The organism is Kordiimonas lipolytica (assembly GCF_042651265.1).
Lineage (GTDB): Bacteria > Pseudomonadota > Alphaproteobacteria > Sphingomonadales > Kordiimonadaceae > Kordiimonas > Kordiimonas lipolytica.
Genome location: NZ_JBHSCR010000005.1, coordinates 314,924 through 328,610 on the forward strand (window position 1 = coordinate 314,924; position 13,687 = coordinate 328,610).

Annotated in this window: 12 protein-coding genes and 1 pseudogene; 4 read left to right on the plus strand and 9 right to left on the minus strand. The window is 56.8% G+C overall.

The features are described from left to right. Positions 1–19 precede the first annotated feature (19 nt). Both ACFO5Q_RS09165 and ACFO5Q_RS09170 read right to left on the minus strand, forming a co-directional pair. Positions 20–778: an enoyl-CoA hydratase gene (locus ACFO5Q_RS09165; protein WP_068151829.1), complete on the minus strand. Its 759-nt coding sequence runs from the start codon at positions 776–778 to the stop codon at positions 20–22. A gap of 22 nt (positions 779–800) precedes the next feature. Beyond that, positions 801–1,265, minus strand: a complete 465-nt coding sequence (locus ACFO5Q_RS09170; protein WP_197421269.1) for a MarR family winged helix-turn-helix transcriptional regulator — start codon at positions 1,263–1,265, stop codon at positions 801–803. Between the two features lie 268 nt (positions 1,266–1,533). Here ACFO5Q_RS09170 and ACFO5Q_RS09175 point away from each other — a divergent pair, with 268 nt between their 5' ends. After that, on the plus strand, positions 1,534–2,178 hold the full coding sequence (locus tag ACFO5Q_RS09175) for a CatB-related O-acetyltransferase (protein ID WP_068151825.1): 645 nt from the start codon (positions 1,534–1,536) through the stop codon (positions 2,176–2,178). Here ACFO5Q_RS09175 and ACFO5Q_RS09180 read toward each other — a convergent pair. Beyond that, the gene (locus tag ACFO5Q_RS09180; protein WP_068151824.1) at positions 2,175–2,384 is read right to left on the minus strand and encodes a cold-shock protein; all 210 of its coding nucleotides are present in this window, start codon (positions 2,382–2,384) and stop codon (positions 2,175–2,177) included. The genes ACFO5Q_RS09175 and ACFO5Q_RS09180 overlap by 4 nt on opposite strands. Before the next feature lie 801 nt (positions 2,385–3,185). Here ACFO5Q_RS09180 and ACFO5Q_RS09185 point away from each other — a divergent pair. After that, the gene (locus ACFO5Q_RS09185; protein ID WP_068151815.1) at positions 3,186–4,157 is read left to right on the plus strand and encodes a patatin-like phospholipase family protein; all 972 of its coding nucleotides are present in this window, start codon (positions 3,186–3,188) and stop codon (positions 4,155–4,157) included. A gap of 39 nt (positions 4,158–4,196) precedes the next feature. Here ACFO5Q_RS09185 and ACFO5Q_RS09190 read toward each other — a convergent pair whose 3' ends face one another. From ACFO5Q_RS09190 to ACFO5Q_RS09200, 3 genes and pseudogenes are all read right to left on the minus strand, one after another. Next, positions 4,197–5,792, minus strand: a complete 1,596-nt coding sequence (locus ACFO5Q_RS09190; RefSeq protein WP_068151805.1) for an MBL fold metallo-hydrolase — start codon at positions 5,790–5,792, stop codon at positions 4,197–4,199. Further along, positions 5,789–6,685, minus strand: coding sequence for a ribose-phosphate diphosphokinase (locus tag ACFO5Q_RS09195; RefSeq protein WP_068151802.1), 897 nt, complete (start codon positions 6,683–6,685; stop codon positions 5,789–5,791). The genes ACFO5Q_RS09190 and ACFO5Q_RS09195 overlap by 4 nt, the downstream gene beginning before the upstream one ends. Continuing rightward, positions 6,682–8,212: pseudogene (locus tag ACFO5Q_RS09200) on the minus strand (thymidine phosphorylase family protein). Before ACFO5Q_RS09200 ends, ACFO5Q_RS09195 begins: the two are co-directional and overlap by 4 nt. Positions 8,213–8,348: 136 nt before the next feature. On the opposite strand from ACFO5Q_RS09200, the gene ACFO5Q_RS09205 reads away from it, so the two are divergent. Further along, on the plus strand, positions 8,349–9,338 hold the full coding sequence (locus tag ACFO5Q_RS09205; RefSeq protein WP_068151798.1) for a zinc-dependent alcohol dehydrogenase family protein: 990 nt from the start codon (positions 8,349–8,351) through the stop codon (positions 9,336–9,338). 53 nt (positions 9,339–9,391) lie between these two features. On the opposite strand, the gene ACFO5Q_RS09210 is transcribed toward ACFO5Q_RS09205, so the two are convergent. The 3 genes from ACFO5Q_RS09210 to ACFO5Q_RS09220 form a co-directional block, all read right to left on the minus strand. Further along, positions 9,392–10,555: a CmpA/NrtA family ABC transporter substrate-binding protein gene (locus ACFO5Q_RS09210; protein ID WP_068151794.1), complete on the minus strand. Its 1,164-nt coding sequence runs from the start codon at positions 10,553–10,555 to the stop codon at positions 9,392–9,394. Then, positions 10,545–11,162 (minus strand): ANTAR domain-containing response regulator, encoded by a 618-nt coding sequence (locus ACFO5Q_RS09215; protein WP_068151791.1) that lies wholly within the window; start codon positions 11,160–11,162, stop codon positions 10,545–10,547. The genes ACFO5Q_RS09210 and ACFO5Q_RS09215 overlap by 11 nt, the downstream gene beginning before the upstream one ends. 532 nt (positions 11,163–11,694) lie before the next feature. After that, positions 11,695–12,147, minus strand: a complete 453-nt coding sequence (locus ACFO5Q_RS09220; RefSeq protein ID WP_068151789.1) for an energy transducer TonB — start codon at positions 12,145–12,147, stop codon at positions 11,695–11,697. A gap of 472 nt (positions 12,148–12,619) precedes the next feature. Between ACFO5Q_RS09220 and dgcA the strand changes: the two genes are divergently transcribed. Then, positions 12,620–13,597, plus strand: coding sequence for an N-acetyl-D-Glu racemase DgcA (gene dgcA / locus ACFO5Q_RS09225; RefSeq protein ID WP_068151785.1), 978 nt, complete (start codon positions 12,620–12,622; stop codon positions 13,595–13,597). Positions 13,598–13,687: the final 90 nt, after the last annotated feature.

Below are 13,687 nucleotides of genomic sequence, written 5' to 3' on the forward strand. Positions count from 1 at the left end.
ACTCTATGACTGCCGGCGGTTAGCCAAAGTTCGGCGCGCGCTTCTGCATGAAGGCCATCACGGATTCGGCAAACTCGGCGGACATCAGCTGCTCGCCGAACAGTTTGGATTCCTTCTCCATACGGGCACCGACCTCTTCAATATCACCCCGCATCAAGGCCTTCGTGCGCTGGACAGACTGCGGCGCCTTGTTCGCCAGCGCTACAGCAGCTTTTTCTGCTGCAGGCAACAGATCATCCGCCTTGAGCACCCGTGAATACATACCGATCTCAAGCCCTTCGCGGGCGGTAACCTTACGGCCAAGCATCATGATCTCAGCCGCCCAGGCATGCCCAACACGCTTAGGCAACAGAAGCGAAGATCCCGCCTCCGGCACAAGCGCCAGGTCAACGAACGGCGCAGTGATCACAGCCTCTTCCGCCGCATAGACGATGTCAGCATGCAAAAGCATGGTCAGCCCGACGCCAACAGCAATACCGTTCACCGCCATCACGATCGGCTTTTTTGCTGTCAGCAGGCACTGCAGAAACTGGGCAACCGGCGCATCCGGTCCCATCTTTGGATTATCGCGAAAATCCACAAGATCGTTGCCAGAGGTGAAGGCTTCACCGGCACCCGTGAACAGCATCGCCCGGATGCTGTCGTCTTCTTCCGCAGTGCGCATGGCCTCAACCACCTTGGAATACATGTCATGCGTAAGAGCGTTTTTCTTGTCCGGGCGGTTGAAGGTGATCCGCATTACCCGGTCTTTGATTTCAGTGATGATATGATCTGTCATGGCTTCCTCGTTCTAATGTGCGTCAGGCTGACTGTTTTTCTGCCAGCTTGATTGTGTCTTTCCCGTAAGCATCGGATTTGGCGATCACGGTTTCCAGGAAGCGTGCAATGGTTTCCTGCTCGGCTTCCGAAAACCCTTCAAGAAGGTGGTCGTTGGTGGCGTGGATAAGCGCATGGCTTTCGCCAGCAATCGCGCGTCCCTTCGACAGCAGCACGAGCTCAAAACTGCGGCGATCCTGTTCACTTGGGCGGCGAGCGATCAGCCCCTTGCTCTCCATCCGGTCCACCAGCCCCGATGTTGCAGCGTTCTTGAGCCCAATCGCGGTCGCCACCGCCCCCATCGTCGCGCCTTCGTTTTTTTCCAGATACAACAACAGCGCGTTCTGTGCGGCTGTGATGCCATGGCGGTCCGCCAGCAGCCGGTCTGCCGCGCGGAACAAGGCCCTGTGGGCCATGTGAATCAGGTGAAAAATTTTTGGTCTGTTCATGTCGACCATCCATATAGTTCGCATCCGAAGCATTTATTTCGTATCCGAACTATATGCCATTTGCAAGCAGGAATTATTGGGCCTGTGTGCTGAAGGATGGGCTGGCTGCGCCGATAACGGCTTTACTGCGGTGCCCCTTCGCGGTATGAAACCGGCAAGCAAACAATGTGAGTACCCTGCCGATGAACAAAGCCGCCTGAGATATCCTGTCCGCCATAGCTGACGGCACAGGCCACCAATATCTGCCACTTTGCAGCAAGGCTTTGTTATGCATCAAAAATACCATCACCCTGACCCAGGCCAGCGCTATCCACTCGCGCACGCCAAGCGCGTTGTCTTCCTCAAGAATGTCGTCTCTGGCGATAACATCGAGGTCGGCGACTATAGCTATTATGACGACCCCAAGGCGCCAGAGGCCTTTCAGGAAAACAATGTGCTCTATCACTATGACTTTGTCGGCGACCGGCTGACAATCGGGCGCTTTTGCGCCTTGGGCACAGGCACCAAATTCATCATGAACGGGGCCAACCACCGCATGGACGGCCCATCAACCTTCCCCTTCCCCATATTCGGGGCAGACTGGGCGGACCATATGCCGCTACTGGCGGGCCTGCCGATGCGGGGAGATACCACCGTGGGTCATGATGTCTGGTTCGGTTTTGAGAGCCTTATCATGCCGGGCGTCACAATTGGCCACGGCGCGATCATCGCGTCCCGATCCGTGGTCACAGAGGATGTCCCGCCGTTTGCCGTCGTGGGCGGCAACCCGGCACGCGTCCTGAAGATGCGCTTCGATGAAAAGACAATCGAAAGGCTTCTGGCCGTCGCCTGGTGGGATTGGCCCATTGAAAAAATCACCCAACATGTCCCGGCCATCATGGCAGGAAGTGTGGATGATCTTGAAAAGGTCTAGGAAACCAGTTTGAGCGACCCGGCTGTCACGCGCCCATTTGGCCCGTCCATGAGCTCGAACGACAGCCGCTGTTCTTCCTGAAGGTCATGAAGGCCTGCTTCCTTGACTGCAGAAATATGCACGAACACATCGTCCCCGCCTTCGTCGGGGGCGATGAAGCCAAAACCCTTGGCTTTATTAAACCATTTGACCGTGCCTGTACTCACGCTGCCCTCACTTGATCAAGTCCGCTTGAAACAAAGACAATTCACCATTTTCAGCCTGCCTCCGTCAATAGTCATTCTTTGCACGAAGGTTTTTCACCGCGTGCGCGTACCATGAAATACAGAGCTTGTTTCTGTATCCACCAGACCTCCCTGAACGCCAGATGGCGTGACCTCCTCTGTGCCCTTTCAGCCCCACCCCTTGGGAAGCTGAGAGGGCTTCTTTTTGGAAAGTGAAACTTTTTCAAAAAAATGCATTGCCTTGACCTACATCAAATCCTCCGCGTGACCACAGCGGTATAAAAAATCTGCCTTCGATGATTGGTGAAGCCCAAGTGGCTTCAGGCATATCAGGACAGTGCGCAGCAGCAATCCATCTCTCCCGCTCCTGTCGCACGTGCCACAGTGGGCCCAGAGCTGCATTTGCTTCCCTAGCAGCTATGGGTAGTGGGGCAACCTGATAGGTCAGCCAATCTTTGGAGGCGGCATCATTGGTGTCCGGTTTTTACGCTCCCCCGCATCGAGCCAGAGGCATCAAGATACTGCCGCATCCTTGAAGGTGGGTATATTGATATCCTCTTTTGTTCCAGATTGAGCCTGTCCCGACTGTCCCGTCGGCGGCAGGCTCAGACTTTTCAGAGCTTGTCAAAACCTGAAGCCATCGACCATTAGAGCTGCGATGGCTGAAGGCAGCCCCACTGTTGCAACCGGAAAACGGAAGCAAATCATAAATTCCTCGCCAAAATTTTCTCGTTTGGTTACATTTTCAACACTTATAACTTGCACACTCAGGGGGAGGCTATCATGGCGAGTTTCAAACGGGCATTGGTTCTGTCGGGCGGCAACGTAAAAGGCGCCTATCAGGCTGGGGCCATCAAGGCACTTTTGAATCACACTTTTGCGGACGGTTCCATGTTCACGCCGGAAGCCATTTATGGCGTATCGGTGGGCTCCATGAACGGCGGCTTCATGGCAGACCGGGCAGGCGCAGCCGTTCTCGCCGGCAAACAGCCGGACTGGCCTGAAATTGGCAACGAGATTGAAGCCTTCTGGCGCGATAACGTCACCAGCTTCGCCTCAATCGGCAAAAAGCGCGGCACGCTTGAGCTGGTGGGCGACGTGCTGTTCGGCAAATTTGACGGCCTGACCACCATGGACGGGGCCGCTGATCTCGCACGGGAAAACATCCGCCCTGATAACCTGCGTGCCAGCCCGGCCTATTATGCCTGCGGCGTCACCAATATGGCGACAGGGGACTTTTTTGAGGCCAGCGTGGAAACATTTGGCGATGACGTGATCGACTATGTAATCGCCTCCACCCGCGAACCGGTCGCGATGCCGCTTATGTGGATCAATGACATGCCCATGGCCGATGGCGGCATACGCAATATCGCCCCGCTGAAGCCTGCGATCAAACGCGGCGCGGAACAGATGGCCGTTATCGCCATGAAGCCGGAACAGATGACACCGGATTATGCCAGAAAGAACTTCCGGAACATCCTGAAGCTTCTGAAACGCACCATCGGTACACTGACAAGCGAGATCATGAACAATGACCTCAATGAAGTTCGAAAGATCAACCATGCCTGCAAAATCGGCGGCCAGGCTATAGCAGCCGGTAAGCGCATCATCGAGTTCGTCGAGATCCGCCCGGAAGACCGGCTGCCGATTGACGTGACCGACTTCGACAGCAAGGACATCCAGGCCTTGATCAAGATGGGTGAGGAAGAAGCCAAGAAGCAACTCGACAAGGGTTGGCTCACCGGCGACGACTGATCACGTTGAAACCAGCCGCCACAGCCACATTTGTGGCGGCTAGTCCCCCTGATAGGTCTGCAACAGATCCCGCAGCCGCGACAGAAGCTGGCTTCGCTGCCTGTCAGACTTGGCGGTCTCTAGCTTACGCCTGAGATCCATGCTCAGGGACGCCAAGTCATTGTGCCAATCCGGCTTTTCAACCGCTGTTGGGTCAAGACGCGGAACCACACGGTTCAGCTTCGGCACCCCTTTACCGTCCTCAAGCGTGTAATCGTCATCAAGTTGCGGCACGATAAGCTGCTCCTCAGGGATACCTGTTTCAACCAGCGCAACCCGCATGGCCTCCAGCGACTGTGCCGACCCGTGGCACAAGAAGATATTTCGCCTAACCGGCAGCCGTTCTTTCGCCCATTCCAGCAGCCCGTTATGGTCGGCGTGCCCGGAATAGGTATCGATCGTACGAATACTTGCCCGCACTTCGATTTCTTCGCCCTGTATCTTGATCCGCTTCTTGCCCCGCTCCAGAAGGCTACCCAGCGTGCCTTCCGCCTGATACCCTACCAGAAGAACGGTGGACTGCGGGCGCCACAGGTGTTCTTTAAGGTGGTGGCGGATGCGCCCGGCATCGCACATGCCAGACGCCGCAAGAATGATCATATTACCCCTGAAACGGGCGATGGATTTGCTCTCGTCCACTGTTTCAGTGAAATGAAAGCTGCTGTGATTGAAAAGCGATCCACCGCCGTCCACATCCTCAAGACTGTCCGCATGGTCGGCAAACACGGAGGTAACCCGGATAGCAAGAGGGGAATCGAGGAACACCGGCACGTGTGGAATTTCGCCGCTTTTCAACAAAACAGCAATATCCAGCAAAAGCTCCTGCGTGCGCTCCACGGCAAACGCAGGGATCACCAGCGCACCATCGCCCTTGAGCGCCTCGTTTATTTCGTGAGCCAGAAGCGTCCTGCGCTCCTTCGGCTTGAGGTCCGTCCGCACACGGCCGCCATAGGTTGATTCCATAAAGAGATAATCAAGCCCGCTCGGGGCATCCGGGTCAGGGTGAAAAAGCTTGTGGTCCGGCCCGATGTCGCCAGAGAAAAGCATGCGTTCCATGTGCCCTTCCTCGTGGGTCACCTCAAGCTCGATCGATGCTGCACCCAGAATATGCCCGGCGTTCCAGAAGCGCACCCGAACACCCTTCAGGTCACACCAGTCTTCATAGTCCACCGTGCGTATTTGCCCCAAACAGGCTTCGACATCCTCACCGGTATAGATGGGCTCCACCTCGTCCCTGCCCCGTTGCCGGTTCCTTCGGTTCAGGCGCAATACTTCCATTTCCTGAATGTGGGCGCTGTCCGGCAGCATGTAGGTCAACAGGTCCCTCGACCCTGCCGTGGTATAAATATTGCCGCGAAATCCATGCTTGGTCAGCTTTGGCAGCAGGCCTGCATGGTCTGTATGGGCATGCGTGAGCAGCACAAAATCGATCTGGGCCGGATCGAAGGGAAAATCACCATAGTTCAGCTCTTTCACCGTTTTCGGCCCCTGGAACATGCCGCAGTCCACAAGGAACTGCAAGTTGGCGAACCGAACCCAGTAACACGACCCGGTCACAGTGCCCGCGGCACCACAGAATTTAACTTTCAGTGTCATCTTTCGGTCTCCCGGGTGAGTGCCTCGGCCAATAGCGGCGCAAGGGATATAGCGTTTGTTGGATGCAGAATACCGTCGCACGATCGCACGCGACTGATGCCCGCACCTTCCAGTTTATCAAGATCGGCGTCGCTGCAGACGGCATGCACGGCCATGGCCTCAACGTGTGAAGCGCCAGCGTCCAGCAACAACCGCGCGCAGGCCTGCATGGTCGCACCGCTTGAGATCAAATCATCGATAATCACAGCGGGACGCCCCCGGGAAACGCTGGCTTCATCCAGGCTTACCCGCACGTCACGGTCACCGAAGCGCTCCTTGCTGGCGACAATAAAGTCCAAGCCTGATGCTTGTGCCGCCGCAGCCACCCATTGACGGGATTCCCCGTCAGGCCCCACCAGCACCGCATTCTTTAGCGCAGGGTCAGCCGCCACAGCGGCCCCGATCAGCGGCGCGGCGGACAGCGAATCTGCTTCCCTTCCAGGGAACACTTGGGTGAGACTAGCCACCCTGTGCAGATGCGGGTCTACGGTGACAATACGGTCAAACCACGGCCCCAGAAGCGGCCCAAGAAGGCGCTGCGTCACTGCTTCGCCCTCATGGAAGGCCTTGTCCTGCCGCATGTAGCACAGGTAGGGGCACACCAGCACCACCCGCGCTGCCCCGCCATCCCTCAGTGCCTGCGCCGCCTGCAACAGATGGATCAGCTTCTCGTTGGGATGATCAAGGCTGGCATACAGAATGGCTGTGTCCTCGCCAGGATGTACCCGCAAAAGGCTCTCCCCATCCGGGAAAGTGTGAATATCAATGCCCTGCATATCGATGCCAAGCTTGTCTGCCAGCAAAGCGGTCGGGGCTTCCTGCCCGGGGTAGACATGCAGCGTCGCAGTCGTCATGCACCGTCCCCAAGCGTATAGCCGTCACCTTCATCGGCGAACTTCTTGGCGAACCCGAAGTCGGATTCGAAGCAGGCGTGGATGCGGTAAAGCGGCTCGCCGGCTTCCACCGTGTCCCCCACTTTCTTGAACAGATCGATCCCGGCGCCGCAATCCATCGGGGCCCCTGCAAGGCGCGCAAGGCGGGCAATGCGGAAGCAGTCTATGCCCACAACCTTGCCGGACCTGGATGCCACGATGTCATGGGTCAGCTCACCGGTGCAGGGAATATCCGTTCGGCGGCCCTGGGCATCAATAATGCGGTTCATGGCCTTCAGCGCTTCGCCGCTTTCAAGAAGCTGGTGCGCGCGGGCATAGCCTGACCCGCCCTTGAGCGCGGGATCATTTTCCAGAAGCGCCCCCGCGAGCTGCAGTGACTTTTCGCGCAGGTCCGCCGGTGCGTCGGCTTTGTTTTCCAGCACCGCCATCACATCGCGCGCCTCAAGAACCGGGCCGATGCCGCGCCCAATAGGCTGGCTTCCGTCTGTTGTCAGTACGTCAACATGCAGGCCAGTTTCCTGCCCAACATATTCAAACAGCTTCCTCAGCCGCATGGCGTCGCCGTGGCTTTTGACCTTGGCGGTTGGGCCAATCGGAATATCGATCACCAAGTGCGTCGACCCCGCAGCCATTTTCTTGGACATGATGGAAGCCACCATTTGCTCGCGCGTGTCGATCGAAAGTGGCCGTTCCACCGAGATCATCACGTNCGATCGAAAGTGGCCGTTCCACCGAGATCATCACGTCATCGGCGGGCGACAGGTTCACATGCCCACCCCAAACAAGGCAGCCGCCACATTCATCCACCACCTGCTGCATTTCATGCATGGAAAGATCCACCCGCGCCAGAACCTCCATCGTATCCGCCGTACCGGCAGGCGATGTGATGGCACGGCTTGAGGATTTTGGGATCGGCAGCCCATGCGCGGCCACAATGGGCACCACAATCATGGATGTCCGGTTGCCGGGAATGCCGCCGATGCAGTGTTTGTCCACCACCACAGGCGCACGCCACGAAAGCTTGTTCCCAACCTTGGCCATGGCTTTCGTCAGCGCCAGCATTTCAGCAGTCGTCATAAAGCCGGCACAGGCCACAAGGAAGGCTGCGATCTCCATTTCCGAACAGCGGTGCGCGGCGATATCGGAAACAATCTCCTCAAGCTGGAAGGGCTCAAGCGTGTGGCCCAGAATTTTCTTTCGGATATGGTCAATGCTGCGCGGTTGTTCGGCCAGCGCGATGGTCGTCATCTCGCCTTCCGGCATGCCAAGGCGCTCGAACGCCTGCTCTGACAGGCCGAGCTCGTCATCCCCCACGATGGACAGGTCATCAACCACCATCAGGCTGGCCAGCAGCGTCCTGCCGTTGTGGGCTACCTTGATTTTGTTGAAAGCCTGATATTCTTCGGGGCGATAAATGCGACATGTCCTGGCAATAAAGGCCACATTGGCCCCGTAGGTATCAATCGCAACACGCTTCAGCTTCAGCATACATTCCCCCTTGTCATCCCACCTACCATAGGCACTGGCCATATTGCAGCCTTGATAAGCGTCAAGCCATGGCCTGATAATGACACTATATTGCTGCAGAGTGAACCATATGGATAGGCCGGAGGGAACAAGACCGATGAAAGCGATGGTACTGAGCAAACAGGGGAGCCCGCTGACGCTTGAGGAATTGCCTTGCCCCAGTCCAAGCCCGGGGCAGATTCTTATTCGCGTCAAGGCCTGTGCAGTCTGCCGCACGGACCTGCATGTGGTAGATGGGGACCTCAAGTCGCCCAAACTGCCGCTTATTCCCGGCCATGAGGTCATCGGCGAAGTTGAAGCGCTGGGCGAAGGGGTTACCCATTTCCGCACTGGCGACCGTGTTGGCGTGCCCTGGCTTGGCCACACATGCGGCACCTGCACTTACTGCAAAAACGGGCAGGAAAATCTGTGCGACCAAGCCAAATTCACCGGCTACACGCTGGATGGCGGTTTCGCGGACCATATGGTCGCCGACGCGCGCTACTGTTTCCCCATTCCTGACGCCTATGATGATGTGGCAGCCGCACCGCTTATGTGCGCAGGTCTCGTTGGCTACCGCGCTTTCAGAATGGTCGGCGAGGCAGAGCATATCGGCCTATACGGCTTTGGGGCCGCTGCCCATATCATCACCCAGGTGGCCGTTCACATGGGGCGGAAGGTCTATGCCTTCACCAAGGAAGGCGACACACATGCCCAGGCCTTCGCGCGAAGCCTTGGTGCTACGTGGGCCGGCAGCAGCAATGAAGCACCGCCCCACAAGCTGGACGCCGCGATATTGTTTGCGCCCGTGGGAGCGCTTGTCCCGGAAGCCCTCAAGCACACAGACAAGGGCGGCACGGTGGTTTGCGCGGGCATTCACATGAGCGACATCCCCACTATCCCCTACAAGAACCTTTGGGAGGAAAGGGGTATTCGTTCTGTAGCCAACCTGACCCGCGAGGACGGCGAACAGTTCCTGAAGATAGCCCCGACCGTTCCGGTAAAGACAAGCACCCACACCTATGCCTTGAAGGATGCCAACAAAGCACTGGATGACCTCCGGCATGGCCGCTTTGAGGGGGCAGCCGTTCTGGTGATGGACAGCTGATCGGCTGAATGACTGACTGCTTTAGTGACTGGCCATTTTAATGACTGGCCGAGTTACCCTCCCACAGAGAATTTGTGCCGATAGGCTTCAATATCGTGCACCGAAAAAGGCACACCATCGAACGCCAGCCGGCCAGGGTCCTCATTGACGGAATTATCCTGTTCCGCCCCCTGAATACCTCCTGTCTCAAGTGGCTGGAAAACAGTCTCCACTTCCTTTTCAAACCCGGCCTCAGCCTGCCCCCAGCGACGCATCTGTGCCAGAAGCCACAGGGCCCCTGCCTTTGTCGGCATGCAGTCACCACCAAACTCAAGATAGCGGGGGACATAGGTCTCCCCAAAGCCTGGCGCCAATTGAGGTTTGCAGGCCAAGGCCCGCGTCAGCACCTCTGCCGGCACATTCAGATAATCCTTGCTCGCCAGGATAAGTGCCAATTCTTCACGGTTCTCGAGCTGGGCAGCCCATTCCATTCCCAGGGCAATCGCCTGAATGGTGCGCTCGGCCACCTCGCCGTGCCCCTTGACCCAGGCATCACGAAACGCCAGCACTTTTTCAGGACTGTAGGGATAGAGGTCCGCCTTCGTGGCAATGATATGACCAATACCGGCCTCCACCGCCAACTGCCCCCAGGGGTCCCCCACGCAGAAGCTGTCGATCTCTCCGGTCGCCAAGGCTTCCAGCATCCTGGAGCGCGGCACGACAATCAGCTCGACATCCAGGTCAGGATCAAGGCCCGCATATGCAAGCCACGCCCGCACTTCATAATTGTGGCTGGAAAAGGCATGAACAACCCCAATACGGATGCGTCGCTCCCCCCGTGTCTTTCGCTGCAAGGCAACAGCCTTTACCAGAACCGCGCTTTCCGCCCGTGGTCCTTCATATTCGCTGCCCAAGAGCGCTATGGCCTCTTCATACAGCTTGGCAGACACGGTAATGGCATTACCGCCATGCCCCAAAAGAAGCGGAACACGCACCGGCACGCGAAGCCCCGAAATCCCCAGATGCATGGCAAGCGCCAGCGCACCCGGCATTTGCGCGCATTCAAGCTGCTCGAATGCCAGCCCGTCCCGGACCGCACTCCAGGATTTCATCTGAATTGGTTCAAGCTTGATGCCCGCCTGCCGGTCGAACCCCAGTTCCTGGGCAACAATCAGGGGTGCGCAGTCTGTCAGGGCGATATAACCGGCCTTGACTGTTGGATACTCATCAAACGGCATCGCGGCCTCCATCCATCAACTGGGCGTCAAGCTCCATCGCGGTGATGATGCTTTGTGCAATCTCCACTAGCTTGCGGCTCTGCTTCATGGCGGCACCACGCATAAGCTTGTAGGCATCGTCCTCAGAAATCTTACGATGGTCCATCAACAGCCCTTTGGCGCGGTCGATGGTCTTTCTGTCTGCCAGGGCATTCCGCGCGGCGTCCCGCTCGTCGGTCAGGCGCTGGAATGTCTCGAACCGGTTGACCGCCACATCGACAACCGCCTGCACGCGGTCGCGCTTCAGGCCGTCCACCACATAGGCACTGACACCCGCCTCGACAGCCCGGCGGATCATCTCCCCGTCAGATTGGTCCACGAACATAGCGATCGGCTTCTTGACCGACTTGGTCACCTGAAACATGCCCTCAAGCGTATCCCGGTCAGGATTCTGGAGGTCGACAATCACCATGTCAGGCGCCAGCGCGGCTATGCGCTGATGCAGGTTCGTGGTGCTCTGGATCGTTACCACATGGGTGTAACCCGCCTCGACCAGCGCCTCCTCCAGAAGCATCGCTCGACCAGGATCTTCATCAATCACCAGAATGTTCAAGTCTTTGTCTGCCATATGTGTCGGTCTCTTTGTTTGCAGCTGCGCTGCTGTTCTATGTACGCTCAACTCGGACAAACGGGCCGGTGGTTACTGACGCACAAACCTCGTCTGACAGCCCTGTCATTCCACTTTGATTACAGCAAGCGGTATGCCAGAATCAGAAAGCCCGCGGGTTTTCGGAGAGCCCGGCATACGACCACCCGGCAAAAACCCGCTAAAATGCTGACTTACCTAGAAAAACACATAGTTTAAGAGATGACTGGATGGACTTTTCAGGCAACGAAAACACCGTCTGACGCACGAATATCCGCCGTAAAATGGGAGCAGCGCCGGTCGGGGCGTGATCAATATTTAATCACTGTCTATTTTGAAATCACATCAAAAGGAACGGTGCCAGATAAGTTAGGGGCGAGGTCTTAAATAAAGACCTCGCCCCAGGGAAACGGCAGTGGAAGGATCTGCACCCACCGGACCTGTCACTTACGTGACATTTGGGAAGGAAGGGAAGGGAAAGTCAGTGTGTGCAGACTGCCGCGGTCGAACTCCCTTAACTTTCTTGGAAGGCGTAAACCACCTTGTAGCGCTTACCGGTCACGGCAACCGGCTCACCCGCATACACGGCTGGCTCAAAACGGAATTGCTCGATCGCCCGAAGTGTCGCCCGCTTGAACAGGGGGCTTGGGCCGTCATCGACGATTTCGGCATTCAATGGCATCCCTTTTTCGTCGATATCCAGCTCCACAATCACCCAACCTTCACGGCCAATGGCTTTTGCGTGGCTGGGATATTCTGGTGATACTGCCTTGATTACCTTGGGAAGGGCATCAGGCTTCACACCAGCCATACCGGCAACCTCAAGCGTATCCGGACCTGTAACAGGGCCTGTGTTGCTGACAGCTTTAGCCGGAGCGGCAGCAGCCATAACAAGACCAAGTGACAGAGCAAATGCGCTCAGGGAAAAAGTTTTCGTCAGGCTTTCAGTTTTCAGTACAGATTTCATGTCAATCTCCATTGGATTCATCTGAAGCCTCGTGGCAAACGCATTATGTTAGGGAGGTACGATTGCGCTGAGGCCAAATACACCATGCAAACCTGCAGCGGTCAGACACGATGCTATGTAAACTCAACCCTTCGATGGATCGGAGATTTGAACCGTCTGCTGTGGCGGCTCACCCTTATAAAAGCAACCTGTGTGCCAGTTATTTTTCTCGCCCTGAGAAAAACACATATTTTTAATAACCAATTGAAATTATTATCATTATTATTTTCCTTCTCTTTTTTTGTGCCAGTAGAGCGGCATAAGTTTCATAAAAGCTTCAACAACCGTTGAGTAATTTTTAGGCAGGCGTTCACACAACGCCTAATTAAGAGGCAGGTTAGAGAAGCTATCTTGAGCAGTCTTTGTGTTGCAGACTTTATTGAACAGATGAAATCTGGCTAAATGGCAGCGCATAAACACACACGGATCGTTCATGGATTTTTCCTTCACCAAAGAAGCCTGGCCCATCGCTGGCACCTTCACCATCTCGCGCGGGTCAAAAACCGAAGCGATGGTTGTCACCGCCAGCGTTCACCATGAAGGCCGTACCGGGCGCGGTGAATGCGTGCCTTATGCGCACTATGGTGAAACTGTGGAAAGTGTGATCGCAGCGCTTGAACGCGCTTCGAAAGACCTGCACTCACCGGCGGACCACAGCAGACTGCAAGCCCTTATGCCAGCGGGTGCCGCCAGAAACGCCATGGACTGCGCCTTATGGGACCTGCGGGCCAAACTGGTCGGCAAGCGCGTCTGGGATATGCTTGGCTTAGCTGAGCCCAAACCTGTAGCAACTGCCTTCACGCTATCGGTCGCGGCACCGAGCGAAATGCGCGAGAAAGCCAAAGCCAATGGGCACCGGCCACTCCTGAAGCTCAAGCTCGCAGGCGATGATGACCTGGACCGTGTCCGTGCGGTGCGCGAAGGCGCCCCTGACGCCGCCATCATTGTGGACGCCAATGAAGGTTGGCAAGAAGATCACTACCGGGCCCTTGTGCCCGCCCTTAAAGACCTGGGCGTTGCAGCCATTGAGCAACCCTTCCCCGCTGGTGCCGAGGAAATGCTGGCATCGCTCCAGCGTCCCATCCCCGTGATTGCGGATGAAAGCTGCCACACGGCTGCGGACATCCCGCGCCTGGCCACACTCTATGACGGCGTCAACATCAAACTGGACAAGTCAGGCGGTCTGACCGAAGCGCTCAAGATGCGTGAAGAGGCAATCAAGCATGGGCTTCAGATCATGGTCGGCTGCATGGTTGGAACGTCGCTCGCCATGGCGCCCGCCATGCTGCTGACCGCCGGCGCCAGCTTCGTGGACCTGGACGGCCCGCTTCTTCTTGCCCGCGACCGAGAGCCGGGACTGACGTTTAAAGGCAGCACTGTCAGCGCCCCACCAGCGGCGCTCTGGGGATAAAAAAAAGCCGCGGACAAGCCGCGGCAATAAGTATGATGCTTTATAGAAACACTAGCGATCCTAAGCGCTTAGGCTGTGCGGTCAACCAAT